21 protein-coding genes and 1 rRNA gene are annotated in these 26147 nt (G+C 50.1%); 13 read left to right on the top strand and 9 right to left on the bottom strand.

Features of this window, described 5'->3' with window-relative positions:
- Nucleotide 1: 1 nt before the first annotated feature.
- A 5S ribosomal RNA gene (gene rrf / locus EVX52_RS23190) occupies nt 2–117 on the top strand.
- Between the two features lie 80 nt (nt 118–197).
- Here rrf and mobB read toward each other — a convergent pair.
- Nucleotides 198–731, bottom strand: a complete 534-nt coding sequence (gene mobB / locus EVX52_RS23185; protein WP_129955240.1) for a molybdopterin-guanine dinucleotide biosynthesis protein MobB — start codon at nt 729–731, stop codon at nt 198–200.
- Nucleotides 728–1315, bottom strand: coding sequence for a molybdenum cofactor guanylyltransferase MobA (gene mobA, locus EVX52_RS23180; protein ID WP_129992201.1), 588 nt, complete (start codon nt 1313–1315; stop codon nt 728–730). The genes mobB and mobA overlap by 4 nt, the downstream gene beginning before the upstream one ends.
- 154 nt (nt 1316–1469) lie before the next feature.
- On the opposite strand from mobA, the gene EVX52_RS23175 reads away from it, so the two are divergent.
- The 4 genes from EVX52_RS23175 to polA all read left to right on the top strand — a co-directional run bounded on the left by EVX52_RS23175 (nt 1470) and on the right by polA (nt 6675).
- The gene (locus tag EVX52_RS23175) at nt 1470–1739 is read left to right on the top strand and encodes a YihD family protein (RefSeq protein WP_129955242.1); all 270 of its coding nucleotides are present in this window, start codon (nt 1470–1472) and stop codon (nt 1737–1739) included.
- A 92-nt stretch (nt 1740–1831) separates the two neighbouring features.
- Nucleotides 1832–2818 (top strand): serine/threonine protein kinase, encoded by a 987-nt coding sequence (locus tag EVX52_RS23170; RefSeq protein ID WP_129955243.1) that lies wholly within the window; start codon nt 1832–1834, stop codon nt 2816–2818.
- A gap of 46 nt (nt 2819–2864) precedes the next feature.
- Nucleotides 2865–3488 carry a thiol:disulfide interchange protein DsbA gene (dsbA, locus tag EVX52_RS23165; protein ID WP_129955244.1) on the top strand — a complete coding sequence of 208 codons (624 nt, stop codon included), beginning with the start codon at nt 2865–2867 and terminating at the stop codon, nt 3486–3488.
- 388 nt (nt 3489–3876) lie between these two features.
- Nucleotides 3877–6675 (top strand): DNA polymerase I, encoded by a 2799-nt coding sequence (gene polA / locus EVX52_RS23160; protein WP_129992200.1) that lies wholly within the window; start codon nt 3877–3879, stop codon nt 6673–6675.
- Between the two features lie 350 nt (nt 6676–7025).
- Here the strand turns inward: polA and yihA are convergent, their stop codons facing one another.
- On the bottom strand, nt 7026–7676 hold the full coding sequence (yihA, locus tag EVX52_RS23155) for a ribosome biogenesis GTP-binding protein YihA/YsxC (protein ID WP_129955246.1): 651 nt from the start codon (nt 7674–7676) through the stop codon (nt 7026–7028).
- Nucleotides 7677–8256: 580 nt separating this feature from the next.
- Here yihA and yihI point away from each other — a divergent pair.
- The gene (gene yihI / locus EVX52_RS23150) at nt 8257–8808 is read left to right on the top strand and encodes a Der GTPase-activating protein YihI (RefSeq protein WP_129955247.1); all 552 of its coding nucleotides are present in this window, start codon (nt 8257–8259) and stop codon (nt 8806–8808) included.
- Between the two features lie 187 nt (nt 8809–8995).
- A complete protein-coding gene (hemN, locus tag EVX52_RS23140; protein WP_129955248.1) occupies nt 8996–10369 on the top strand; it encodes an oxygen-independent coproporphyrinogen III oxidase in 1374 nt (457 codons plus the stop codon).
- A gap of 81 nt (nt 10370–10450) precedes the next feature.
- Here the strand turns inward: hemN and glnG are convergent, their stop codons facing one another.
- The 3 genes from glnG to glnA all read right to left on the bottom strand — a co-directional run bounded on the left by glnG (nt 10451) and on the right by glnA (nt 14583).
- Complete coding sequence (glnG, locus tag EVX52_RS23135; RefSeq protein ID WP_095924078.1) at nt 10451–11863, bottom strand: nitrogen regulation protein NR(I); 1413 nt, start codon at nt 11861–11863, stop codon at nt 10451–10453.
- A 7-nt stretch (nt 11864–11870) separates the two neighbouring features.
- Nucleotides 11871–12920: a nitrogen regulation protein NR(II) gene (glnL, locus tag EVX52_RS23130; RefSeq protein ID WP_013577653.1), complete on the bottom strand. Its 1050-nt coding sequence runs from the start codon at nt 12918–12920 to the stop codon at nt 11871–11873.
- Between the two features lie 253 nt (nt 12921–13173).
- Nucleotides 13174–14583: a glutamate--ammonia ligase gene (gene glnA, locus EVX52_RS23125; RefSeq protein WP_129955249.1), complete on the bottom strand. Its 1410-nt coding sequence runs from the start codon at nt 14581–14583 to the stop codon at nt 13174–13176.
- A gap of 471 nt (nt 14584–15054) precedes the next feature.
- Between glnA and typA the strand changes: the two genes are divergently transcribed.
- The 5 genes from typA (at nt 15055) to fabY (ending at nt 19932) form a co-directional block, all read left to right on the top strand.
- Nucleotides 15055–16878 carry a ribosome-dependent GTPase TypA gene (gene typA / locus EVX52_RS23120; RefSeq protein ID WP_129955250.1) on the top strand — a complete coding sequence of 608 codons (1824 nt, stop codon included), beginning with the start codon at nt 15055–15057 and terminating at the stop codon, nt 16876–16878.
- 163 nt (nt 16879–17041) lie between these two features.
- Nucleotides 17042–17629 (top strand): glucose-1-phosphatase, encoded by a 588-nt coding sequence (gene yihX / locus EVX52_RS23115; RefSeq protein ID WP_129955251.1) that lies wholly within the window; start codon nt 17042–17044, stop codon nt 17627–17629.
- An 11-nt stretch (nt 17630–17640) separates the two neighbouring features.
- The gene (locus EVX52_RS23110) at nt 17641–18510 is read left to right on the top strand and encodes a virulence factor BrkB family protein (RefSeq protein WP_129955252.1); all 870 of its coding nucleotides are present in this window, start codon (nt 17641–17643) and stop codon (nt 18508–18510) included.
- Nucleotides 18511–18528: 18 nt separating this feature from the next.
- Nucleotides 18529–18966 carry a D-aminoacyl-tRNA deacylase gene (gene dtd, locus EVX52_RS23105; protein WP_129955253.1) on the top strand — a complete coding sequence of 146 codons (438 nt, stop codon included), beginning with the start codon at nt 18529–18531 and terminating at the stop codon, nt 18964–18966.
- 33 nt (nt 18967–18999) lie between these two features.
- Nucleotides 19000–19932, top strand: a complete 933-nt coding sequence (fabY, locus tag EVX52_RS23100; RefSeq protein ID WP_129992199.1) for a fatty acid biosynthesis protein FabY — start codon at nt 19000–19002, stop codon at nt 19930–19932.
- 66 nt (nt 19933–19998) lie between these two features.
- Here fabY and EVX52_RS23095 read toward each other — a convergent pair whose 3' ends face one another.
- A complete protein-coding gene (locus EVX52_RS23095; protein WP_129992198.1) occupies nt 19999–21693 on the bottom strand; it encodes an AsmA family protein in 1695 nt (564 codons plus the stop codon).
- Nucleotides 21694–21847: 154 nt separating this feature from the next.
- The gene (locus EVX52_RS23090) at nt 21848–23239 is read right to left on the bottom strand and encodes an NCS2 family protein (protein WP_129955256.1); all 1392 of its coding nucleotides are present in this window, start codon (nt 23237–23239) and stop codon (nt 21848–21850) included.
- A 238-nt stretch (nt 23240–23477) separates the two neighbouring features.
- Here EVX52_RS23090 and gltS point away from each other — a divergent pair, with 238 nt between their 5' ends.
- Nucleotides 23478–24689 carry a sodium/glutamate symporter gene (gltS, locus tag EVX52_RS23085; protein ID WP_129992197.1) on the top strand — a complete coding sequence of 404 codons (1212 nt, stop codon included), beginning with the start codon at nt 23478–23480 and terminating at the stop codon, nt 24687–24689.
- Nucleotides 24690–24744: 55 nt separating this feature from the next.
- Here gltS and EVX52_RS23080 read toward each other — a convergent pair whose 3' ends face one another.
- Complete coding sequence (locus EVX52_RS23080; RefSeq protein WP_129955258.1) at nt 24745–26070, bottom strand: PTS sugar transporter subunit IIC; 1326 nt, start codon at nt 26068–26070, stop codon at nt 24745–24747.
- Nucleotides 26071–26147 lie beyond the last annotated feature (77 nt).

Here is a 26147-nt window from a genome sequence, read left to right as displayed (position 1 = left end):
GCCTGGCGGCACTAGCGCGGTGGTCCCACCTGACCCCATGCCGAACTCAGAAGTGAAACGCCGTAGCGCCGATGGTAGTGTGGGGTCTCCCCATGCGAGAGTAGGGAACTGCCAGGCATCAAATAAGCGAAAAGCCCCGTACGAAAGTGCGGGGCTTTTTGCTATGGGGAATTTGAGTAATAAAAGAGGAGTAGTGCCTACTGTTTTTGCTGATTTTCCAGCCATCTGATGACAAACTTTCCAATCTCTTCTATCTCATTTATATTCAAGACGCTAATTGCCTTTGAAATATTCTCTGAAAAACAATCGCTGGCTACCGCAACAACATGCTTATCAATTAACTGCTCCAGTGCTTTCCCTGTTCCTTCCCTGTGCAGGACGATTTTATCGATCTCTTCATGCTTAAAGCCCTCAACGAGAATCATATCCAGTTTATGGTAGTCAAAACGCGTTGCCAGATATTCAAGATTGAGCTGATCCTGCCCCGGCGTTTCAGTCATCAACGCCCACCGGCTATTACTGGCAACCATCGTCTGGTCTGCACCAGCTTTCCGTAACTCAAAGCTGTCTTTTCCTGGGGTATCAACATCTACTTCATGATGGGTATGTTTTATCAGGCCGGTTCTTATGCCCTGCTGACGCAGGTAAGGAATGAGTTGCTTCAGCAATGTAGTTTTCCCTGTCCCGCTGTAAGCGACGATTCCAAGCAATGGAATTTGTGTGTTTCTCATCTTGAGAGATCCTGGTGACGGGTTTTCCAGAGAGCTACGTCTTCAGGCGTATTGAGATTGGAAAAGGCGTTGGCGTCACCGAACAATACTGATTTTGCCCCAATATTATCAAGAAAAATCATGAGCTTCCTGTCGCCATTATCAAGATATGCCGTCAGTGCCGGGATCAGACTCCGGTTTAACAGGCAAAGTGTCGGATGTTCACGCTCTGGATCGCAGGCATATACAGCCTGTTGCCCTGCTGTGTTTGCTAAAAAAGCTTCAGTGAGATTTGCCGGGAAGTCTGGAACATCGCAGGGAACGAACAGTGCCCATTCTGTTTTGCTCACTGATAGTGCTGCAAGCATCCCGGCAAGGGGGCCGGAAAAATCCTGTATCTTGTCAGGGACTGTCCGCAAATTTCGGCCATACTGTTCCATATTCCTGTTACAGCTGATGAGGATCTCACCGACCTGCGGGCGTAACCTTTCAGCGATATGTTCAAATAAAGGCTTACCCTGGATTTCAATAAGCCCTTTATCTTGTCCCATTCTGCTCGAACGTCCGCCGGCTAAAATAACGCCGGTAATTTCATGCTTATCCATAATGTCCACTCACAAAACATCTATATTCCGTTTATTGTAACGTCTTACCATGAGGCCAGGCAGGTTTTAACTGGATCCCCCGTCAGCTTGTGCTTTCCCTCAAGAAATAACCCTGTTATTTTTAGGGTTTGTAACTGAGCTGAAAAGGAACATCATGAAAGAACATCGCGTAAATGAGTTGATTGAGCTGCTTCATCCTGCCTGGAAGGAAGATTCCGATCTTAATCTGGTGGAGTTTATCCAGAAGCTGGCGACAGAATGTGGTTATCAGGGCCCATTAGGCGAACTCAGTGATGACACACTAATTTATCATCTGAAAATGCGCGGAACTGACAGCACAACGGAAATCCCTGGCCTGAAGAAAGACTATGAGGATGACTTCAAAACTGCCATTTTACGTGCCCGTGGTGTGATTAAGGATTGATGTAAACTTATGTGAACTTCATGCGAACCGTGAAAAATAGATGATACTATTTCCTATTGTCACTATTCTGCGCGGCTAACCCGAATGAAGTTATGAACAATTCAGCTTTTAATTTTCAGGCATTGTCGCCGGATCTTATCCTTGATGCGTTAGAAAGTGTCGGGCTGATTGCTGAGTCCGGCCTCACTGCCTTAAACAGCTATGAAAACCGTGTCTATCAGTTTCTGGGAGAAGACAGAAAACGTTATGTGGTGAAGTTCTACCGGCCGGAGCGCTGGAGTGAAGAACAAATCCAGGAAGAGCATCAGTTTTGCCGTGATATGGCCGATGCTGAAATCCCTGCTATAGCCCCTCTTTCTATTAATGAAAATACGCTTCATCACTACCAGGGTTATATGTTCACCGTATTTCCGAGCGTCGGTGGTCGACAGTATGAAATTGATAATCTTGACCAACTCGAATGGGTAGGGCGTTTTCTTGGCCGTATTCATCAGGTTGGCAGTGAAAGTCTCTTCATTGCTCGTCCGACAGTTGGCCTCGATGAATATCTTTCCCGACCACGTGATGTCCTCGCGCAATGTCCTCTGATCCCCAAAAGCCTGCGAGAGCCTTTTTTATCTGTGACAGATAAATTGATCACCACGACCCGGGAATTCTGGCATACCGACTGGCAGCCTTTGCGCTTGCATGGGGACTGCCACCCCGGGAATATTCTCTGGCGAGATGGCCCGCTGTTTGTGGATATGGATGATGCCCGTAATGGCCCGGCAATTCAGGATCTCTGGATGTTGTTACATGGTGATGAAAGTGAGCAAAGGCTCCAGTTAGATACTTTGCTGGAAGCTTATGGCGAGTTCGCTGATCTTGATACCAGTGAACTGTCTTTGATTGAACCGCTACGTGCTATGCGCATGGTTTATTATTTGGCCTGGGTTGCCCGTCGTTGGGATGATCCTGCATTTCCTAAGAGCTTCCCCTGGATGCAGGACGAAGATTTTTGGCGAGGTCAGATAGCGGCTTTTATTGAGCAAATTAAGAAATTGCAGGCACCTCCTTTACGGCTGATGCCAATGTATTGAGTCACGATTAACGTTCAAAATTTAATTAAATGGAGATAGGCTTTCTATGAAAAAGATATTCCTGGCACTGGTTGGTATGGTTATGGCCTTCAGTGTATCTGCTGCGCAATTTTCTGATGGCGCGCAATATGTTACTCTCGATAAAACCGTAGCTAATGAGCCACAGGTACTTGAGTTCTTCTCATTTTATTGCCCGCACTGCTATCAGTTTGAACAAGTCTGGCATGTGTCTGACAGCATCCGTAAGAACCTGCCGAAAGATGTAAAATACACTAAATACCACGTTGAGTTCCTTGGCCCGTTAGGTAAACAACTAACACAGGCGTGGGCTGTGGCTATTGCTCTGGGTGTTGAAGATAAAGTTAGCCCGTTGATGTTTGATGCCGTACAAAAACAACAGTCTGTACAAAATGCTGATGATATCCGTAAAGTCTTTATTCAGGCTGGCGTGAAGGGCGAGGATTATGATGCTGCACTTAACAGCTTCGTCGTGAAATCACTGGTTGTTCAGCAGGAAAAAGCAGCCGCTGATTTGGGTCTGCAAGGCGTTCCTTCTGTATTTGTGAACGGCAAATATATGGTTAAAAATGACGGGCTTGATACCAGCTCACAGGATATGTACGTGAAACAATATTCTGATGTGATCAATTTCTTAGCGACTAAAAAATAACTATTCCTGAGCTTAGCGCCAGCCTTCGGGCTGGCGTTATATTGTCAGGGAAAAATAACAGCCAAAGTGCTTACTTCTGGAAATCTAAATAATTTATCCCTGGAATGTTTCTTCTAAATATTACTATCCACAATAGCTATTAAGCTTCTATTACAACGTTATTTCATAAAAAATACCGATAAGCTCATGAAACCAGTAATTAAAATTCTGGAGTATTTTCAGAATATGATCAGATAGTAATTTGCTATAAAAACTATTCACAAAGTTATCCACAGGATGATCCTTCGAGATCCCTCGCAACTTCGCAATGAATTTCCCTCTCAAGGTTCGTCTTTCCCGCTGGCTATGGCATCCTTAGTGTATGTCTGATCACGAATAAAGAAGAGTTATGGCCCAGATAGCAGAAAACCCCTTAATCCTGGTAGACGGTTCGTCTTACCTTTATCGCGCTTATCATGCGTTCCCTCCGCTGACCAACTCTGCTGGGGAACCGACCGGTGCGATGTACGGTGTGCTCAACATGTTGCGCAGTTTACTGCTGCAATACACACCAAGCCATGTTGCTGTGGTTTTTGACGCGAAAGGCAAAACTTTCCGTGATGAACTTTTTGAACAATATAAATCTCACCGTCCCCCGATGCCAGACGACCTGCGCTCTCAAATTGAGCCTCTTCATCAAATGGTCAAAGCTATGGGGCTGCCTTTGCTGGTGGTTTCTGGTGTAGAAGCTGACGACGTGATCGGCACGCTGGCTCTTGAAGCAGAACAGGCGGGGCATGCGGTGCTGATCAGTACCGGTGATAAAGACATGGCGCAGCTCGTGACCCCGGGCGTGACATTAATTAATACCATGAACAATACGATTCTTGGGCCAGATGAAGTTGTCGATAAATATGGCGTTCCACCTTCACTGATCATTGATTTTCTGGCTTTGATGGGCGATTCCTCGGATAACATACCAGGCGTGCCGGGTGTAGGTGAGAAAACGGCGCAGGCTCTCTTACAGGGCATTGGTGGCCTTGATGCTTTGTATGCTGATCTGGATAAGGTGTCGACACTCAGTTTTCGTGGCTCTAAAACCATGGCGGCTAAACTTGCTGAGAATAAAGACGTCGCTTATTTATCTTACCAACTGGCGACCATTAAGACAGATGTTAAGCTGGACTTGACCTGTGCAGAGCTGACAGTCTCAGAACCGAACGCGGCTGAACTTCATCAGTTATTTGGTCGCTATGAATTCAAACGCTGGCTGGCCGATGTTGAATCCGGGACCTGGCTAAGCGGTAAAAAATCTACGGGTAAGGCAGCAGCGAAGAAAGGCGCTGCCACTCAGGAAGTTGCCACCACTGCGCCTGTTGAACCTAACCAGCTTTCTCAGGACGGTTACGTCACCATTTTGGATCAAAAGACACTTGATGAATGGATCGGTTATCTGAAAGCATCGGATGTGTTTGCATTCGATACAGAAACTGATGGCCTGGATACGCTGACTGCCAACCTCATCGGCTTATCATTCGCCACCGAAGCGGGTAAAGCGGCGTATTTGCCTGTTGCACATGATTATCTGGATGCGCCGGCGCAGCTGGATCGCGATGAGGTGCTGAAACAACTGAAGCCTTTGCTTGAAGATGAAAAGCAGCTGAAAGTCGGTCAGAACCTGAAGTTCGACCGCGGTGTGTTACTGCGTTATGACATCGAATTGAAAGGCATTGCCTTCGATACCATGCTTGAGTCCTATGTACTCGACAGCGTATCTGGCCGTCATGATATGGACAGCCTGGCCGATCGTTATCTTGGCCATAAAACCGTCAGCTTTGAAGAGATCGCGGGTAAAGGTAAAAATCAGCTGACCTTCAACCAAATTGCGCTTGAACAAGCGGCACCGTATGCGGCGGAAGATGCTGATGTTACGTTGCAGTTGCATCAGTCACTTTGGCCACGGATTGCACAAAGTGAATCCCTGAAGGCAGTATTCACGGACATCGAAATGCCTTTGGTGCCTGTGCTGTCTCATATCGAACGCACCGGTGTTCTGATTGATCAGAATATTCTCGCAGCCCATTCGAAAGAACTGGCTATTCGTCTGAATGAACTCGAAAACAAAGCGCATGAACTGGCTGAAGAGCCTTTTAACCTGTCTTCGACCAAACAGTTACAGGCCATTCTGTATGAAAAACAGAAATTGCCGATCCTCAAGAAAACACCGGGTGGCGCCCCGTCAACCAATGAAGAAGTTCTGGCTGAGCTGGCTTTGGATTATCCGCTGCCAAAAGTGATTCTTGAATACCGTGGGCTGGCGAAACTGAAATCGACGTATACCGATAAACTGCCCTTGATGATCAATCCGCAGTCCGGGCGTGTGCATACGTCTTATCATCAGGCAGTCACGGCAACGGGGCGTCTGTCTTCCAGTGATCCAAACCTGCAAAACATTCCGGTGCGTAATGATGAAGGGCGGCGTATCCGTCAGGCTTTTATCGCGCCAAAAGACTACATCATTCTGGCAGCCGACTACTCACAGATTGAACTGCGCATCATGGCGCATTTATCGAAAGATCAAGGTCTGCTGAAAGCATTTGCCGAGGGTAAAGATATCCACCGCGCAACGGCAGCGGAGGTCTTTGGCACGCCGCTGGACAGCGTGACTGGCGAACAGCGCCGCAGTGCGAAGGCGATCAACTTTGGTCTGATTTATGGCATGAGCGCCTTTGGTTTATCACGCCAGCTGAATATCGCGCGTAAAGAATCCCAGCGTTATATGGATTTGTATTTTGAGCGCTATCCTGGCGTGCTGGAATACATGGAACGTACCCGTGCTCAGGCTTCTGAACAGGGCTATGTTGAAACGCTGGATGGACGCCGTCTGTATCTGCCGGACATCAAATCCAGTAATGCCATGCGCCGCAAAGGTGCCGAGCGTGCAGCCATCAACGCCCCGATGCAAGGTACAGCTGCTGACATTATCAAGCGCGCCATGATCAGCGTCGCTGACTGGCTGCAACAACCTGACGCGCCGCGTGCCCGCATTATCATGCAGGTACACGATGAACTGGTGTTTGAAGTGCATAAAGATGATGTCGAAGCGGCAAGCGAAAAAATCCGCAATCTGATGGAAGCAAGCATGACGCTGGCCGTTCCGTTGAAAGTGGATGTGGGCACGGGCGACAACTGGGATCAGGCACACTAAGTGAATAGTTATTAAGCTTTTTTTGTAATTAAGCTACACAATTATGTGCTCATACCATGAGAGTGATCGCATAATCCGCGATTTTTGTGTAAGTAAACTACAAAAAGTTCTTTTTCCCCGTCAGAAAATAGGGTAAAGTTTCTCTTGTAGGGTACAGAGGTAAGATGTTCTATCTTTCAGACCTTTTACTTCACGTAATCGGATTTGGCTGAATATTTTAGCCGCCCCAGGCATTTTATGTCTGGGGCGTTTTTTATGGGATTTTCACCGTATTATTCCCATAAAAAAAGGTAACCTTGCGGTCACCCCTTTCTGTACATTACTGACATTTCCCCGTTACGGGAGCGTTGTTATTCGCCTTCGTCAGAAACCTCTTCATCCAGCACTTCCGGTGGGATTTCGCTGAACCAGGTGTTCAGTTTGTCACTCAGTTTATCCACGCCCATTTTCTTTGGTGACGAGAACGCTTCCACCTGAATATCGCCCATGAATTCTTTCACCGCTTCACGAACCATTTTGATCTGCGCCTGACGTGCGCCTGAAGCCAGTTTGTCTGCTTTAGTGAGCAGCAACATGACCGGCGTACCTACGTCAACAGCCCACTGAATCATTTGGTGATCGAGATCTTTAAGCGGGTGGCGGATATCCATCAGCACAACCAGACCTTTCAGGGAGTTACGCATTTGCAGATATTCGCCCAGAGCACGCTGCCATTTACGCTTCATTTCTTCCGGGACTTCTGCGTAGCCATAGCCCGGTAAGTCGACCAGACGAATGCCCGGTTTCACTTCAAAGAGATTGATAAGCTGGGTACGTCCCGGTGTTTTACTGGTACGTGCGAGGCTTTTCTGCTGAGTCAGGGTATTCAGCGCACTGGATTTGCCGGCGTTTGAACGACCAGCAAATGCGACTTCAATGCCTGCGTCAGATGGCAAATGCCGGATATCCGGGGCACTCATGACGAAATGGGTCATATGATAGTTGTAAATTTGGCTGGTCAAAACGTGCGTCTCCGTGAGGCATGAGTATCTGGCTGGCGATTATAACTGCAACTGCGCCGGGATGTGTTCGTGTTTTTAAAATCCGAATGATGAGGCGAAGGGACCACAGAGATGAAGGCGGGGGAAAATTGCCTTCATGATGTAAGACATTTGCTATTCATGATGCGGGTTATTTCGCTTGTTTTCTCGCCTTGTTTTTTAATTTTTATATATTTCAATAAGATAAAATTAATGTGTTCTTTGAACGCTCAACGCGGCTGGTGGGTATCTTGAGCCTTTGTATCAGTCGGGTAAAGTGATTCTTACGCGATGAAGGCAAGAATGGAAACATGGACGAAAATTGCATTCACGGATCACTGGAAATGCATCGCGATTTAAGGATGAACGGAGCCGGAGGCTCTGAAAGGCAAAGGAAAAACCGGGACGTTGAGGCTATACAGGGAAAGTGTTTGATGAATATCCTTCTGAAGAAGGAAAGAAAAAGGCAGCAAGGTTACCTTGCTGCCTTTTTTCTTTGTCCGCTTTCTGCTAGATTCCGCCGCAAATCTATACTAAATGTACACACCTAAGAGCAGATGCCATGAAACAGCCAGCGAAAGCACCGCGCGCCAATACCGCGACAGCTAAAACGAAGAAGAAAAGTCGTGTCGAGCTTGATATCGAAGCGCGCGAACGCAAGCGTGACAACAAGCGCCGCGGCCATAAAGCAGGCTCACGCGCTAACCCTGATGCCGCTCAGAACCAAAGCGGCGCGGGGGCGAAAAAAGCCGATCCGCGTATCGGCAGCAAAAAAGCCGTGCCATTGATCGTTGAAACCGTCACGAACAATGCGGCGAAAGCCAAAAAAGCTGCACAGCCGAAGCAAGATGCAAAACCTAAAATGACACCGGAAGAAGAACTGACGTTACTTGAAAACGATGAACGTCTGGATTCTTTGCTGGATCTCATCGACGATGGCAAAGCATTAAACGCAGAAGATCAGGCTTATGTTGACCAGACTCTGGATCGCATTGATGTTCTGATGGAAATCCTCGGCATTGAACTCGGCGAAGATGAAGATGACGAAGAAGCCGTGAAGAACGAAGACATGATGCAGTTGCTTAAGCGCGGAAACCCAAAAGACGGTTTCTAAGCTATGCGCTGGGTTATCCCGGCAATAGCCTTACTCTTTGCATGTTATCTGCTTTGGTTATTCGGTAAACTACGCCGGTTATCGAAAACCAGAGCACGTTTGCGCAGAGCGACCTTTGCACGGCAGGCCAAAAGCCTGCCTGTAAGGCGAACCGGCAGCATCCGACGCCGGAAGGAGTAAGTCACCCATGTCAGAACAGACTACCGTCTGGGATTTAGCGCTGATCCAGAAATACAATTATTCGGGTCCGCGATACACATCCTATCCAACAGCGCTTGAGTTCAGTGAAAGCTACGATAATACCGCTTTCGAAAAGGCGGCCGCCCGTTATCCGGCACGTCCTCTCTCATTGTACGTACACATTCCTTTCTGCCATAAGCTCTGCTACTTTTGCGGCTGCAATAAACTGGTGACCCGTCAGCAGCATAAAGCCGAAGAATATCTCAACGTGCTGGAAAAAGAGATAAGTCACCGTGCGCCGTTCTTTAAGGGCCGTCAGGTGAGTCAGCTGCACTGGGGCGGTGGTACACCGACTTACCTCAGTAAAGCCCAGATAAGCCGTTTGATGGGCCTTCTGCGGGCACAATTTAATATCCTGTCCGACGCAGAAATGTCGCTGGAAGTGGATCCGCGCGAAATCGAGCTGGATGTGCTCGACCATTTGCGTCGCGAAGGCTTTAATCGCCTGAGCATGGGCGTGCAGGATTTCAACAAAGAAGTGCAACGTCTGGTTAACCGTGAGCAGGACGAAGATTTCATCTTTGCCCTGATTGAACGCGCCCGTATGCTGGGTTTCAGTTCGACCAATATCGATCTGATTTACGGCCTGCCGAAGCAGACGGCAGAAAGTTTTGCCTACACGTTGCAACGCGTGGCAGAGCTGAACCCCGATCGCCTGAGTGTGTTTAACTATGCGCATATGCCAAAACTGTTCGCCGCTCAGCGCAAAATCAAAGATGCTGATTTACCAGGCGCAGAAGAGAAACTGAAAATTCTGCAGGAAACCATCGCTTCGCTGACCGGTTCCGGTTACCGCTTTATCGGTATGGATCACTTTGCCCGCCCTGATGATGAGCTGGCTATTGCCCAGCGCGAAGGTAAATTGCACCGCAATTTCCAGGGCTACACTACACAGGGCGACAGCGATTTGCTCGGAATGGGCGTTTCTGCTATCAGCATGCTCGGCGACACCTATGCGCAGAATGAAAAAGATCTCAAAACCTATTACGCCCGGGTGGAAGAGCAGGGGCATGCGTTATGGCGCGGTCTGGAAATGACCAGCGATGACTGCCTGCGTCGTGACGTTATTAAATCGCTAATCTGCCATTTTGAGCTGAATTTCGGCGATATTGCACAGCGTTATGATATCCGCTTCACCGACTATTTTGCTGATGACCTGGCACTGCTGAAGCCGCTGGCAGAAGACGGGCTGGTTGAGGTGAGTGATACGCATATTCTGGTGACGCCACGCGGGCGTTTGCTGATCCGTAATATCTGCATGTGCTTTGATATTTATCTGCGCCGTCAGGTGCGCCAGCAACAATTCTCCCGCGTTATCTGACAGCCTGCGCTGCAAAAATCTATTCGCAGTAAAGCAAAACAGCCGCATGAGCGGCTGTTTTGCTGTCTGGTGCAGGGACTTTTATTCCATGCCCAGTTCTTTCAGTTTGCGGGTCAGGGTATTTCGTCCCCAGCCCAGCAACCGTGCCGCTTCCTGTTTATGCCCCTGCGTATGGCGCAGCGCCGTGGTCAGTAACGTACGTTCCATTTCAGGTTGCGCTTCTGACAGCAGGTTTTGATGACCGGAACGCAGTGCGCGGTCGGCCCACTGTGCCAGCAACGTCGCCCAGCTGTCCGGCAGACTCTGACCACCGGTTTCCGGGGCCGAGGTCTCAAACAGTTCGCTGGGTAAATCCTGGATCAGGACTTCCTGACCGGCTGCCATGACGGTGAGCCAGCGGCAGGTATTTTCCAACTGGCGCACGTTGCCCTGCCATGGCAATCGCGTCAGTGCCGTTTCCGTTTCCGGATGCAGATTTTTCGCTTCCACACCCAGCTCTTTGGCCGCTACCTGCAGGAAGTAACGCGCCAGACGCGGAATATCTTCACGGCGTTCACGCAGTGGCGGCAAATGGACACGGATAACGTTCAGGCGGTGGAATAAATCCTCGCGGAATTTTCCTTCCTGAACCCGTAATTCCAGATTCTGGTGAGTTGCGGCGATGATGCGCACGTCCACTTTTACTGGCGCATAACCGCCCACACGATAAAACTGACCATCTGCCAGCACGCGCAGAAGACGGGTTTGCACATCGAGTGGCATATCACCGATTTCATCAAGAAAGAGCGTGCCGTTATCGGCTTGTTCAAAACGTCCCTGGCGGATAGTGTTGGCGCCGGTAAATGCCCCTTTCTCGTGCCCGAATAATTCGGACTCGATCAGGTCTTTCGGGATGGCAGCCATATTCAGTGCGATAAAGGGCGCTTTAGCGCGCGGGCTGTGGCGATGTAAGGCATGCGCGACCAGTTCTTTACCGGTGCCTGATTCTCCGTTGATCAGCACGCTGATTGAAGAACGGGACAAACGGCCGATAATGCGGAATACGTCCTGCATCGCCGGCGCTTCGCCGATAATATCTGCGGTCGGGCCACTTGCCGGCTGGCTGCGTGCCGGTTGCTGCTGTTCCTGATAATGACTGATGGCACGCTCAACCAGTGCCACGGCTTCGTCAATGTCGAACGGTTTTGGCAGATAATCAAATGCACCTTGCTGATAGGCGCTGACCGCAGCATCCAGATCGGAGTGCGCTGTCATTATGATGACCGGAAGCATCGGATGACGTTGTTTAATCTGCTTTAACAGCGCTAAACCGTCCATTCCCGGCATCCGGATATCGGATAACAAAACGTCAGGGGTTTGAGTCGCAATGGCATCAAGCACTTCATTGCCGCTGTCAAACGTCGTGCAGGTTAAACCGGCTCCAGTGAGCGCACGTTCAAGTACCCAGCGGATGGAGCTATCGTCATCGACGATCCAGACTATCCCTCGTTGCATAAGAACCTCACTGGCGAATAGGCAGGAATACCGAGAATTCGGTATGTCCAGGCCAACTGTTAAATTCAACTTTACCCGAATGCTGATCAATCAAACTGCGCGCGATGGACAGGCCCAAACCGGTGCCTCCTTCGCGGCCACTGACCATGGGGTAAAAAAGGGTGTCCTGCAAATGCGCCGGTACGCCGGGGCCGTCATCTTCGATATCGATACGGGCCACCAGGCGATAACGCACGCCGTGTAACGTAATCTGGAAAGCAGTACGTGTGCGCAATGTAATTGTGCCGCCTTCCTCCCCCAGCGCCTGCAAGGCGTTACGGGTAATATTCAATAAAATTTGTTCTATCTGATCAGGGTCATGCGCCAGTTCCGGCAGGCTCGGGTCATAGTCCCGCACCAGTTGAACGTTATCTGGCTTTTCCATCGACACCAGTTGGCAAACACGTTCCGCAACCTGATGAATACTTTGTGTCACATGCTGACTCGGACGTTGCGGACCCAGCAATCTGTCGACCAGATTACGCAGACGGTCAGCCTGCTCAATAATGACTTTGGTGTATTCCAGCAAGGCCGGATCAGGCAGTGCCCTGGATAAAAGTTGCGCTGCACCACGCAGACCGCCAAGCGGATTTTTAATTTCATGTGCCAGACCGCGGATCAAATCACGCGCGGCAACTTGTTGAGCGTGCTGTAATTGTTCCTGGCTCAGACGGCGTTGATTATCCATCGGTGCCAGTTCTACCAGAATGAAACCTTCCGGCAGCATCTGAGCAGTCAGTGACAACACATGTGCCCTGCCATCCACGACCAGTGTCACTTCACTGTCTGTAAAGCCCTGTCCGGCTGTCAGACTTTCACGCATTAATTCGATGTTCAGCGAAAAATATCCCACCAGTTCTGGCAAAGGAGTGCCAAAAAGCTTTCGTGAACTTTGCGCCAGTAACTGCTGAGCGGCCGGATTGGCATAATGCACAGCCAATTCGTCGTCTAACAGCAGAACGCTGTTGATAAGTGAATTCAGGATCTGCCCAGCATCGGGCAGCTTGCCAGTTGCCATACCGCAGTCTCCCGCACCTGATTGGTGCATTTTATCTCGTTACCCGGCGAAATCACGGGCCTGAGGGGTTAAGCAGGAAAGAGTGTGGAGAAAAAAGCCCATCCGGAGATGGGCTGAAAGTTTCCACGGCAACAAATATAAATCGTCTGACTTAATTTTGACGCTGAAGGGGTTATTAACACAGCCTTCAGTCGGGTATTACACTCAGTGCCTGCTATAAGACGGGCACTGAGTTCAGGGTCTCATTCGGAAATTAGACGCTGTAGTACAGTTCGAACTCAACCGGATGCGGAGTCATACGCACGCGGTCCATTTCTTCTTTACGCAGACCGATGTAAGCATCGATAGCGTCATCTGTGAACACGCCGCCACGGGTCAGGAACTCGCGGTCATCGTTCAATGCATTGAGGGCTTCTTCCAGTGAACCTGCAACTTTTGGAATTTCTGCTTCTTCTTCCGGTGGCAGGTCATACAGGTTTTTGTCCATCGCATCACCAGGGTGGATCTTGTTGATGATACCGTCCAGGCCAGCCATCATCAGTGCAGCAAACGCCAGGTATGGGTTAGCCGCTGGATCAGGGAAGCGTGCTTCGATGCGCATTGCTTTAGGCGTTGATACGTGTGGAATACGGATAGATGCAGAACGGTTACGCGCAGAGTAAGCCAGCATTACTGGCGCTTCATAGCCCGGGACCAAACGTTTGTAAGAGTTAGTGGTCGGGTTAGCGTAGGCGTTGATCGCTTTAGCGTGCTTGATGATACCGCCGATGTAGAACAGTGCCATTTCAGACAGGCCGCCGTATTTGTCGCCAGAGAACAGGTTGTTACCGTTCTTCGACAGGGACATATGGCAGTGCATACCGGAACCGTTATCGCCAAACATTGGTTTTGGCATGAAGGTCGCCGTTTTGCCAAACGCGTGAGCCACATTGTGCACCACGTATTTGTAGATTTGGATTTCGTCGGCTTTTTTGGTCAGGGTATTGAAGCGGGTTGCCACTTCGTTCTGACCCGCGGTGGCGACTTCATGGTGGTGAGCTTCAACAACCAGACCCATTTCTTCCATGGTCAGACACATGGTAGAACGCAGATCCTGAGAAGAGTCAACCGGAGGAACCGGGAAGTAACCGCCTTTTACTGCAGGACGGTGGCCTTTGTTGCCGCCTTCGTATTTGGTGCTTGAGTTCCATGCGCCTTCGATATCATCGATAGCGACGTGAGAACCGGAGATGCTGCTGCCAAAGCGCACATCATCAAACAGGAAGAATTCTGGTTCTGGCCCGAACAGTACGGTGTCCGCGATACCGGAAGAGCGCAGGAAATCTTCTGCACGTTTTGCGGTAGAGCGTGGGTCGCGGTCATAACCTTGCAGCGTGGTTGGCTCAAGGATATCGCAACGAATGATCAGGGTAGTTTCTTCGTAGAATGGGTCAAGAACAGCAGTGCTCGCATCTGGCATCAGAACCATGTCAGATTCGTTAATGCCTTTCCAGCCACCGATTGAAGAGCCATCAAACATTTTGCCTTCTTCGAAGAAGTCAGCGCTAACCTGGTGCGCAGGAATGGTGACGTGCTGCTCTTTGCCTTTGGTATCAGTGAAACGTAAATCTACGAATTTCACTTCATGCTCATTCAGCATCGTCAAAACGTGTTCAGCGGACATACTAGTTCTCCCGAATTTCTCATTATCGTCGTGGAACGAATAACCATTTTTGGTCTTTAGTTGGAAATAACAGCCTTACTGGAACTGGCGTGTAGGCTGAACAGCGCTATTATTTGTCTGGTCAGGTCCTTCACCCTGTAAAAAATTTTTTACCCTAAAAAACTTTTACTCTAAAAACTATTAGCGAAAACTGTGCCAACTTTGAGAAAATGCAAACAACGCCATTTTACAGGGCTTTTGCACTCGATAAGTATGCACCATAACGGAATTCATGCACTAAAATGGTGCTGATTGCGAGAGGCAAGGCACCAAAAGGGTGCGTCATAATGGTTCAGTGGTCTTTTTGCACCGTGAAAGGGATCACAAAGTAACCATCCATAAGTTGTTTCAACAAGATCCTTGTGATCTTGTTTAGAACCTCGCTTAATACGTGTACAATAGCGCGCTATTTCTAATGCCTGAGGCAAAGCTGTGATCGAAAATTTGCGTAACATCGCCATTATTGCCCACGTTGACCATGGTAAAACCACCCTGGTCGACAAGCTGCTGCAACAATCCGGTACTTTCGGAGAACGTGCAGAAGCTACCGAACGCGTAATGGACTCCAACGATTTGGAGAAAGAGCGTGGGATTACCATCCTCGCAAAAAACACCGCCATTAATTGGAAAGACTACCGCATCAACATCGTGGATACCCCAGGACACGCCGACTTCGGCGGTGAGGTTGAGCGTGTGATGTCAATGGTCGACTCGGTGCTGCTGGTTGTGGATGCAATGGATGGCCCAATGCCGCAAACCCGTTTCGTGACCAAAAAAGCCTTCGCTAATGGTCTGAAACCGATCGTGGTAATCAACAAAGTTGACCGCCCTGGCGCGCGTCCTGACTGGGTTGTTGATCAGGTCTTCGACCTGTTCGTCAACCTGGACGCAACCGACGAACAACTCGATTTCCCAATCATCTATGCATCTGCACTGATGGGTATCGCGGGTAACGACCATAACGATATGGCCGAAGACATGACCCCGCTGTACCAGGCGATCGTTGACCACGTATCTCCACCACAAGTTGAGATGGATGCACCATTCCAGATGCAAATCTCTCAGCTGGACTACAACAACTATGTTGGCGTCATCGGCATCGGCCGTATCAAACGCGGTACTGTTAAGCCTAACCAACAAATCACTGTCATCGACAGCGAAGGCAAAACCCGTAACGGTAAAGTGGGTAAAGTTCTGACCCATATGGGTCTTGAGCGTATCGAAGCGACCGTTGCTGAAGCGGGCGATATCATCGCAATCACCGGCCTGGGCGAACTGAACATCTCCGACACTATCTGTGACCCGGCGAATGTTGAAGCTCTGCCAGCGCTGAGCGTTGATGAACCAACCGTAACCATGTACTTCAACGTAAACACCTCTCCGTTCTGTGGTAAAGAAGGTAAGTATGTGACTTCACGTCAGATCCTTGACCGTCTGAACAAAGAACTGGTGCACAACGTTGCATTGCGTGTTGAAGAAACTGAAGATGCTGATGCATTCCGCGTTTCAGGCCGTGGTGAACTTCACCTGTCGGTTCTGATCGAAAACATGCGTCGTGAAGGTTTCGAGCTGGCGGTTTCCCGTCCTAAAGTTATCAACCGTAAAATCGATGGCCGCATGCAAGAGCCATTCGAAAACGTGACACTGGATATCGAAGAGCAGCACCAGGGTTCTGTGATGCAGGCCATGGGGGAGCGTAAAGGCGATGTCAAGGACATGATCCCTGACGGTAAAGGGCGTATCCGTCTTGATTACCTGATCCCTGCACGCGGCCTGATCGGCTTCCGTACTGAATTCATGACCATGACTTCAGGTACCGGTCTGCTGTACTCCACGTTCAGTCATTACGATGACGTTCGTCCGGGCGAAATCGGCCAGCGTCAGAACGGCGTGCTGATCTCTAACGGTCAGGGTAAAGCGGTTGCGTTTGCTCTGTTCGGTCTTCAAGATCGCGGCAAGTTGTTCCTGGGTCATGGTGCAGAAGTGTATGAAGGCCAGATCATCGGTATTCACTCACGTTCTAACGACCTGACTGTCAACTGCCTGACTGGTAAGAAACTGACCAACATGCGTGCGTCCGGTACTGACGAAGCAACGACATTGGTTCCTGCTATCAAAATGTCTCTGGAGCAAGCTCTGGAATTCATTGATGATGACGAACTGGTCGAAGTGACTCCTCTGTCTGTGCGTATCCGTAAACGTCACCTGACCGAGAATGATCGTAAACGTGCAATGCGTGGTCCTAAAGAAGGTTAATCTTCTTTAACGCTTGTCGTTACACAGAAACAGGGTGCCCTCGGGAACCCTGTTTTTTTTTGGCATTTTTCTAACGCAGAGATAAACACCGCAACTCTGTCACTGTTCAGCTGTATGTTTTACCGCTAAAGTTAAAAGTCATCTTTGAAATCAGGAGCGTGCAATGCTGTACATTTTTGATATGGGAAACGTCATTATTGATATTGATTTCAAACGTGTCCTTGGCGTATGGAGCCATCTCAGCGGAACGCCGCTGGCCACGCTGACCGAGCGGTTCAAAATGGGAGAGGTGTTCCAGAAGCACGAGCGGGGTGAAATCAGCGACGAGCAGTTTGCTGCCGATCTGTGCAATGAAATGGGCATTGCGCTCAGCTTCGAGCAGTTCAGTGCGGGTTGGCATGCCGTTTTCGTTGACCTCCGTCCTGACGTTATCACGTTATTCCAGAAGCTGCGCAAAGAAGGTCATCGCGTTGTCGTGCTTTCTAATACCAACCGCTTGCATCTGGATTTCTGGCCACATCATTATCCTGAAATCGAAGCGAATACTGATGCGATGTACCTCTCGCAAAATCTGGGTATGCGCAAACCGGAGCCTGAAATTTTCCGGCACGTTCTGGAGAAAGAAGGGTTCTCCGCCGATCAGGCTGTGTTCTTTGATGATGTTGCTGAAAATATCGAAGCCGCCCGGACGGTTGGCATTGAGGCTGTATGGGTGGAAGATAACCAGACGGTACCGAAATATTTTTCCTAAAGGATGTAAGGATGCAGAAAAGGGCACTGAGCCACTACCCAAAATCGTTGTGGAAATTTACACGCCTGCTCTTAAAGCGTTCGGATAAAGATGGCCTGACGCTTCTTGCGGGCCATCTGGCCTATGTCTCTTTGCTTTCACTGGTTCCGCTGATCGCCGTAGTATTTTCGCTGTTTGCGTTATTCCCGGTATTTTCAGATATCAGTGCTCAGCTGAAAACCTTCATCTTTTCTAACTTTATGCCAGCGACCGGTAATACCATCCAGCGTTATCTCGAACAGTTTGTGGCCAACTCCAGCAAAATGACGGCCGTGGGCACCTGCGGATTAATCGTTACCGCATTACTTCTGATAGCCTCCGTAGACAGCGTGCTGAACAAAATCTGGGACAGCAAAACTACACGTCCGATTGTGTTCTCCTTTGCGGTGTACTGGATGGTATTAACGCTCGGACCCATTTTGCTGGTAGCCAGCGTGGCTGTCAGCTCGTATCTGCTTTCCCTGAACTGGCTGAACATCAGCGGTGTACATTCGGTGATCGACCACGCGCTGCGCATTCTGCCTTTACTGATCTCCTGGGTAACATTCTGGCTGCTGTATCAGGTGGTACCAACAGTCAGAGTGCCGGCAAAAGATGCGCTGATAGGCGCGCTGGTCTCCGGTGCATTATTCGAGTTGAGTAAAAAAATCTTCACCTTATACATTCAGCTTTTCCCGTCGTATCAGTTGATTTACGGTGTACTGGCTGTGATCCCGATTTTATTTCTCTGGGTCTATGTCAGCTGGTGTATCGTACTTCTCGGGGCGGAAATTACCGTCACGCTGGGTGAGTTTCGTTCTCTGCGAAAATTGCAATCTGCTCAATATGTGGCAGAAGAATAATCAGTCCGAAGGATTTTTATGATTGCGTTAATTCAGCGGGTATTGAATGCCAGCGTTACGGTTGATGGAGAAATCTGCGGCCAGATAGGGCCGGGTTTACTGGTTTTACTGGGCGTCGAACAGGGTGATGATGAACAAAAAGCCAAACGCCTTTGTGAACGGGTGATCGGGTACCGGATCTTCGGTGACGAAAATGACAAGATGAATCTGAATGTGCAGCAGGCTGGCGGCAGCCTGCTGGTGGTGTCGCAGTTCACGCTGGCGGCAGACACACAAAAAGGCATGCGTCCGGGATTCTCTCGCGGGGCTGAACCACAAGAAGCCGACCGGTTATATCAATATTTTTGCGGGCAATGCCGGGAAAAGGGCGTTGTTACCGAAACCGGACGCTTTGCTGCGGACATGAAAGTGGCACTGGTGAACGACGGACCGGTGACCTTCTGGCTACAAGTCTGATCGATAAGGCATAACGCCGGAGAGAAAGCATCTATGTATCATCTGAGAGTACCGACGACTGAAAAAGAACTGGCCGCCTATTATCGGTTCCGCTGGGAAATGCTGCGTAAACCGTTGCACCAGCCGGAGGGTTCAGAGCGGGACGCCTACGATTCCATTGCACATCACCAGATGGTGGTTGATGAAGACGGCGAGCCGGTGGCGGTTGGCCGTTTATACATCAATGCTGATAACGAAGCCTCTATCCGCTTTCTGGCGGTTGATCCAAATGTTCAGGACAAAGGGTTGGGAACGCTGGTCGCGATGACCCTGGAGTCTGTGGCGCGTCAGGAAGGGGTAAAACGTGTGGTCTGTAGCGCCCGTGAAGATGCTGTGGATTTCTTTGCCAAACTGGGCTTTATGAATCAGGGCGAAATCACCACGCCGCAAACAACGCCGGTTCGCCATTTTCTGATGATTAAACCCATCGAAACGCTGGATGATATTTTGCATCGCCCCGACTGGTGCGGCCAGCTGCAACAGGCCTGGTATGATCATATCCCGCTCAGTGAAAAAATGGGCGTGCGTATCAGTCAGTACACCGGCCAGCGATTTGTCACCACGATGCCGGAAACGGGCAACCAGAATCCGCACCATACGTTGTTTGCGGGCAGTTTATTTTCGCTGGCAACGCTGACCGGCTGGGGGCTTATTTGGTTGCTGCTGCGCGAACGTCATCTGGGCGGCACTATTGTGCTGGCTGATGCACACATTCGTTACAGCATGCCGGTGACCGGCAGGCCGCGTGCCGTGGCTGACCTGGGTTCTGTTCGCGGTGATCTCGACCGTCTGGCTCGCGGTCGTAAAGCGCGCGTGCAGCTCGAAGTGAATTTATATGGCGATGAGATCGACGGCGCAGTGTTTGAAGGCACCTATCTGGTGCTGCCCGCCGCGCCCGGCGCACCGCTGGAGCCTGAGATTAACTGACCGGTTCCGCGCAAACAAAAGGCACCGCATTGCGGTGCCTTTTTATATTTACGGTTCTGATCAGAACTAAGGGGCTGCGGACGCGGGTGCACCGGAAACCAATCCGTTCACCATCCTCTGTTCAATTGTCTGGCTGCCGTTTATCTGCAATGTACCGCTGAGCGTCGGTTTGTAATCAACGTTTGCCGGCATTTGTCCTTGCAGATTCAGCTGCATATTGGCATTACCTTCCAGTGCAACATGTGGCCATCCCCAGTTTTCCAGCTGATTTGCCGGTACGGAGCGACCGGTCATTTTCATAGAGAAATGACGCTGTGGCTGCTGATCAACCGTCGCGCTGGCTTCCAGCAATCCCTCTTTGGTAAAGGCACTCAGCTCTGAAATATTCACCTGTCGGTCGTTCGCCTCCAGCGTGATGGAAGGGCGACGCACGTCATTGCGGTTAAACGTTGCTTCGCTGGCATTCAGATTCAGTTTACCGCTCCAGATCCCCCATTGATGATTACGCGCCAGCAGCAGGTTATTGCCAAGGCCATCAAGCGCGGTCAGCTGGAAGGGGAACTGCGGATTGATATCAATAATCAGGTTCCGGTTAGCAATAAACCGGCTGATAAAGACTTCAGACAGCGAATCTGGCAGCGCCTGGTTCCAGAGTTGTTTCCAGTTCTCCGGCAGCGTGTATTCCAGGCCCGCGACGGAAACCTCATCAAGCTGCAGACGTTTGTTGGCGCGCAGCCAGTTACCGGTCGTGCGCAATAAACTGCGCTCCCAGCGCGCCGTGGCTTGTTTGATAGCGATACCCTGCGGCGAAAGGTCGAGGCTAATGATCGGATCCTGAATATGCAGATTCCCATCAATCATATCGGTCGCATTCAGGGTGATTTCACCCTCGTCGCTTTGCCAGTCGCCTTTTTCGAGCGTCAGATCCTGCACGGATAAATCAACGTCACTGAATGCCCAGTCCGTTCCCTGCAAACGGGCATCAATCAGATCAAGGCGTTGAATAGTCACTTTTGGCAGGGTCTGGAAGTCATCGAAGAAAGCGGAAAGCGGTTTTGAAGTTTGCAGGCGCACATTGCTCAGACGCAGGTTTTCAATGTTCCAGCTACCGTCGGCGGCCTGTGTGGCTTTGCCCGTTAACTGACCGCGGGCCAGATCGCCGCCAAAATTACTCAGCGTCAGATTTTTATGATCGATATTGCCCTGAATCAGCACATTTTCGGTTGCCAGCCCGTTGACCGTCAGGCCGGCAGCGCTCAGCTGGAAGTCAGCCTTATCCCCTAATAGTTGATTGGATTTTGGCTGCCACGGCGAAATACCGGCGTTAATTTGCTGGCCCTGAATGTCTAAGCCCGCGGCATTGCCGGTAAGCGCCATCTTGCTCAGTTGCAAAGTATTGGCCTGCAACGGCAATCTGATTGAGGAGGGACTGACGTTGAGGCGTCCGTTGACCAAAACGACGCGATCGAAAAAGCGCGGTTCGGTGATTTGCCGCCAGCTTAAATCCAGATCAACTTCACCGGCATTCAGCACTTCCGGTTGATTCTTCTGCCCGAAAATCACATGGGTTAACGTCACGCGACCCGGCGACGACCAGTTATGGTCGAGTTTCTCCACGGAAAGACGATACTCGCTGTTATTGCTGACCCAGCGGCTGACCCAGCCAGCCGCCCAGCGGGTTTGTAATAGGACGTATACCAGCACGATCGCCAGCACCAGAAGTAAGGCGAACGTCAGCAAAATTTTACCGATAAATCTCATCGTCTGGAGCCCTGTAACGGGAAAGTGGAAAAAAGATTCTTTGTTTATGCCGCAAACAGCGACTTTTCTCAACAGGTTAGCAGAACGGAGGCAATAAAAAACGGCAGGGGTTCCAGACCCACTGCCGCTGTTGCACACAGATTACATCCCGTGATCACTTTTCGTGAGGGAAAACCAGATTCAGAACAATCGCAGTAATACCGCCCGCCGCAATGCCAGAAGACAGAAGGGTTTTCAGCCAGTCTGGCGCGAATTGCAGGATCAGCGGCTGCTGTGAAACCCCCATGCCGACGGCGAGAGAAAGCGCCATGATCATAATCGCGCGGCGATTCAGACGCTCACGGGAAACAATACGCACACCTGAAGCGGCAATAGTACCGAACATCACGATGGTGGCACCGCCCAGCACCGGTTCAGGAATATGCTGCACAAATCCTGCAACGGCAGGGAACAGCCCGAGGATAATCAACATCAGCGCGACCACAAAACCAACATAACGGCTGGCAACGCCGGTCAGTTGAATGACGCCGTTGTTTTGTCCGAAGCAGGAGTTCGGGAAGGTGTTAAATACTGCAGAAAGCATTGAGTTCAGACCATTGGCCAGCACGCCACCTTTTATGCGCTTCATATACAGCGGGCCGCTGACCGGTTGTTCAGAAACGTCTGAAGTGGCCGTAATATCCCCGATGGTTTCCAGTGATGTCACCATGAAAATCAGCATCAGCGGGATCAGCAGATTCCAGTCAAAACCCAGACCGTAATACAACGGTGTCGGTAATGTTATCCAGTTGCTTTGTGTGGCTGGCGCGACGGTTGGCAACATGCCCGTCATCCAGGCTACCAGATAACCCACGGCCATCGCGATAACCAGAGACGCGACACGCAGATAAGGGTTGCGCTGACGGTTTAGCAGGATAATCACCACCAGCACAACGGCAGCCAGCAGCAGATTTTTCGGTGCCCCAAAAGTGTGATCGCTCATGGCCGCATAACCGCCACCGATAGACGTCAGACCGACCTGAATGAGTGACAGCCCGATAATCATCACCACAATGCCGGAAACCAGCGGCGTAATAATGCGGCGCGCGAGATGCAGGAAACGGGAAAGAATGATTTCGGTACAGGAAGCCAGCATCAGCGTACCGAACAGCGCCGCCATCATGGTCGGCACATCCGCACCGCCATTTTTCAGCGCCATCCCGCCCATGATAAGCGGTGCCACAAAGTTAAAGCTGGTGCCCTGAATAGAGAGTAAACCCGAGCCGACCGGTCCCCAGGTCTTAATCTGTAAAATAGAGGCCAGACCGGAGGCGAACAGCGACATGCTGATGATGTGCTGCGTATCCTGTGCAGGTAAACCCAGCGCCTGACAAATCAGCAATGCGGGTGTTATTACCGCAACAAACATCGCCAGCAAGTGCTGACAGGCGGCGAATAATGTCTGTGGTAATGGCGGACGGTCCTCGAGCCGGTAAATCAGTTCACTTTTTTGCTGGCGGGAGAGATCGGGTTGCTGTGTTTCTTGTTCTGCGGTTTGCGAACTCATGCTGTGGCATTCCAATAAGCGGCAAAGCGGGCATTTTTATAGAAATCAGCGACAAAAGCAATCGTTTGCTAAGCGGGATTTTCCGCAGCAGGTTTGGGATTGGGTGGGATTTATGACCTGTTTTTCTTGCCTGATGTAGTGTGTATGACTTCTAATTCAGTTTCTGGGAAAAAATATGTCAGTGTAAATTTTATAAGCCAATAATTTTATTGGATTTATTTCAGAATGGAGTTCGTCAATGATTCAACTCGATACCTACGGCACCCTGGTTGCTGCCACGTTGGTACTCCTTTTAGGACGAAAATGCGTCCAGTCGGTCAAATTCCTCAAGAAATACACCATTCCTGAACCTGTTGCCGGTGGTTTACTGGTCGCTTTATTGCTGCTGCTCGCTAATCAGATGTTCGGCTGGGAAGTCGGTTTCGACATGTCTTTAAAAGAGCCACTGATGCTGGCGTTTTTTGCCACGATCGGTCTTAACGCTAATCTGGCAAGCCTGCGGAAAGGTGGGAAATCCCTGTTTCTGCTGGTCTTTGTTGTTCTGGGTTTACTGCTTTTGCAAAATGCCATCGGCATCGGTATGGCGAAAATGCTGGGGCTGGATCCGCTGATGGGATTGCTGGCGGGGTCGATTACCCTTTCCGGCGGGCATGGCACCGGGGCGGCATGGAGCAAACTGTTTATTGAGCGTTATGGCTTTGAAAATGCCACAGAAGTCGCTATGGCCTGCGCGACTTTTGGACTGGTTCTTGGCGGTATTATTGGCGGTCCGGTGGCGCGCTATCTGGTTAGCCATTCTTCCTCCCCCAACGGAAATCCTGAAGATACGGTCGATCCGAGCGCATTTGAGAAACCGTCAATTGGCAGAATGATTACGCCACTGGTGATGGTGGAAACTATCGCCCTGATCGCGATTTGCCTGATGGCAGGCACATATACCTCCAGCATGTTGCAAGGTTCGGCCTTTGAAATCCCAACCTTTGTCTGCATGCTCTTCGTGGGCGTTATCATGAGTAACGTACTGGCATGGCTCGGTTTTTACCGTGTCTTTGACCGTGCGGTATCCGTGCTGGGTAACGTCAGTTTGTCGCTGTTCCTCGCCATGGCTTTGATGAGTCTTAAATTATGGGAGATGGCATCTCTCGCGTTGCCGATGATGGCGATTCTTATCGTGCAAACGCTCTCGATGGCGTGTTACGCAATTTTCGTGACTTATCGCGTGATGGGAAAAAACTACGATGCAGCGGTGCTGGCGGCAGGACACTGTGGTTTCGGGCTGGGTGCTACCCCGACGGCTATTGCCAATATGCAGGCGATCACCAATCAGTTTGGTCCTTCGCATCTTGCGTTTCTGGTGGTGCCGATGGTGGGGGCGTTCTTCATTGATATTGCTAATGCGATTGTGATTAAACTCTATCTGATGTTGCCCGTATTCCCGGCGATCAGTTAAAAAAACAGGCACAGAAACGTCGCTTCTGTGCCTGACTCATTCCTTCCCGTCAGGTTTATTGTGCTGCGTCCGCTTTTTTAGTGAACATCGGTTCGGCTTCAGCGGTTTTCTCCTGCGTCAGTAACTGCTTCTCATAAACTTTGAAGAACGGGTAATAAATCACCATCGACAGCGCCATCAGTAGTATGACCAGTATTGATACTTTGAAATCCCAGCCCATTGCCCATGCCGCACCAATCGGCGCTGGCGATGTCCACGGAACCAGTGAAATCATGTGCGGAAGAATATCCGTCGAAACGGCAAAATAGGCGATAACAGCATTGACCATCGGTGCCAGAAGGAAAGGGATGAAAAATACCGGGTTCATGACGATAGGCGTGCCAAAAATCACCGGCTCATTGATATTGAAACAACTTGGCACCAGGCTGAGTTTCCCCATCGTACGCAGATGTGCTGATTTACTTCGGCAGAATAACAGCACCAGCCCCATCGTCGCTCCTGAACCGCCAATAACGATCAGGAAATTCCAGAAGGCCTCGGTCATGATGTGTGTCATGGGTAAACCGGCAGCGAGATCGGTCTGATTCAGACCGAGATTGGTTAACCAAAACGCTTGCAACATACCGGAAACAATGGCCGAGCCATGGATGCCCGCAAACCACAGCAGGTGGCAAATCAGCACGGCGAGAAGTACTGCAGGCAGTGAGTCTGCGGCAGAAATCAGCGGTTCAAACAGCGCCATAATCGCCTGTGGCAACAACATATCAAACCCTGACTGTACCAGTAAGCTCAGCGGGAAAAGCGTAATCACCACGGCAACAATCGGGATCAACAAATCAAACGAATGCTTAATGTTTGAAGGCACCTGTTCGGGTAAACGGATACCAATATTGTATTTTTTCAGTAACCGCGTCAGTTCGGTGACATAAATTGCCACCAGAATGGCGGTAAAGATCCCCACGCCGCCCAGCGCTGCCGTCGACATCTTTTCATCAATCTGCGGTGCTGCGACCAGCAGGAAAGACATCAGCGCCAGCATTGCGGTCATGAACGGATCGAGTTTATAACTTCTCGCCAGATTGTAGGCAATCGATGCCGAGATGTAGATAGACATGATGCCCATCGTCATATTGAACGGTGTCAGGATCTGCACTTCATATTTTGCCGAGAGCGCCAGCCAGTTTCTGGCAAAGCCCCAGGACGATTCAGGCGAGAACGGCGGGTGAACAAAAACCAGTAAAAACGAACCCACAATCATAAAGGGCATTGCTGAAATAAAGCCATCCCGCACCGCCATGACATGTCGCTGTGAAGACAGTCGTGCGGCAAAGGGGCTGATTTTTTGTTCTATAAAGGTAAAGAGGGATTGACTGATACTCATGATGATTTGACCTTATGTTGAGGACATCAGACAGGGTTGCCTTAATAATCATCAGTGTAGTGGCGGGGTGTGGAACC

It is taken from the genome of Rahnella sp. CFA14(1/10) (assembly GCF_004195095.1).
GTDB lineage: Bacteria > Pseudomonadota > Gammaproteobacteria > Enterobacterales > Enterobacteriaceae > Rahnella > Rahnella perminowiae.
Note: the sequence above shows the minus strand (reverse complement) of the source record. Positions and strands in the feature narration are given on the sequence as shown.

What these genes read in the sequence shown, in the direction of transcription:
- polA (WP_129992200.1), top strand. Translation starts at nt 3,877, where the DNA reads ATGGCCCAGATAGCAGAAAACCCCTTAATCCTGGTAGACGGTTCGTCT.
- mobA (WP_129992201.1), bottom strand. Translation starts at nt 1,315, where the DNA reads ATGGATAAGCATGAAATTACCGGCGTTATTTTAGCCGGCGGACGTTCG.
- glnL (WP_013577653.1), bottom strand. Translation starts at nt 12,920, where the DNA reads ATGGCAACTGGCAAGCTGCCCGATGCTGGGCAGATCCTGAATTCACTT.
- glnG (WP_095924078.1), bottom strand. Translation starts at nt 11,863, where the DNA reads ATGCAACGAGGGATAGTCTGGATCGTCGATGACGATAGCTCCATCCGC.
- EVX52_RS23175 (WP_129955242.1), top strand. Translation starts at nt 1,470, where the DNA reads ATGAAAGAACATCGCGTAAATGAGTTGATTGAGCTGCTTCATCCTGCC.
- dtd (WP_129955253.1), top strand. Translation starts at nt 18,529, where the DNA reads ATGATTGCGTTAATTCAGCGGGTATTGAATGCCAGCGTTACGGTTGAT.
- yihI (WP_129955247.1), top strand. Translation starts at nt 8,257, where the DNA reads ATGAAACAGCCAGCGAAAGCACCGCGCGCCAATACCGCGACAGCTAAA.
- EVX52_RS23080 (WP_129955258.1), bottom strand. Translation starts at nt 26,070, where the DNA reads ATGAGTATCAGTCAATCCCTCTTTACCTTTATAGAACAAAAAATCAGC.
- yihX (WP_129955251.1), top strand. Translation starts at nt 17,042, where the DNA reads ATGCTGTACATTTTTGATATGGGAAACGTCATTATTGATATTGATTTC.
- EVX52_RS23110 (WP_129955252.1), top strand. Translation starts at nt 17,641, where the DNA reads ATGCAGAAAAGGGCACTGAGCCACTACCCAAAATCGTTGTGGAAATTT.
- EVX52_RS23095 (WP_129992198.1), bottom strand. Translation starts at nt 21,693, where the DNA reads ATGAGATTTATCGGTAAAATTTTGCTGACGTTCGCCTTACTTCTGGTG.
- hemN (WP_129955248.1), top strand. Translation starts at nt 8,996, where the DNA reads ATGTCAGAACAGACTACCGTCTGGGATTTAGCGCTGATCCAGAAATAC.
- gltS (WP_129992197.1), top strand. Translation starts at nt 23,478, where the DNA reads ATGATTCAACTCGATACCTACGGCACCCTGGTTGCTGCCACGTTGGTA.
- mobB (WP_129955240.1), bottom strand. Translation starts at nt 731, where the DNA reads ATGAGAAACACACAAATTCCATTGCTTGGAATCGTCGCTTACAGCGGG.
- fabY (WP_129992199.1), top strand. Translation starts at nt 19,000, where the DNA reads ATGTATCATCTGAGAGTACCGACGACTGAAAAAGAACTGGCCGCCTAT.
- glnA (WP_129955249.1), bottom strand. Translation starts at nt 14,583, where the DNA reads ATGTCCGCTGAACACGTTTTGACGATGCTGAATGAGCATGAAGTGAAA.
- EVX52_RS23090 (WP_129955256.1), bottom strand. Translation starts at nt 23,239, where the DNA reads ATGAGTTCGCAAACCGCAGAACAAGAAACACAGCAACCCGATCTCTCC.
- EVX52_RS23170 (WP_129955243.1), top strand. Translation starts at nt 1,832, where the DNA reads ATGAACAATTCAGCTTTTAATTTTCAGGCATTGTCGCCGGATCTTATC.
- dsbA (WP_129955244.1), top strand. Translation starts at nt 2,865, where the DNA reads ATGAAAAAGATATTCCTGGCACTGGTTGGTATGGTTATGGCCTTCAGT.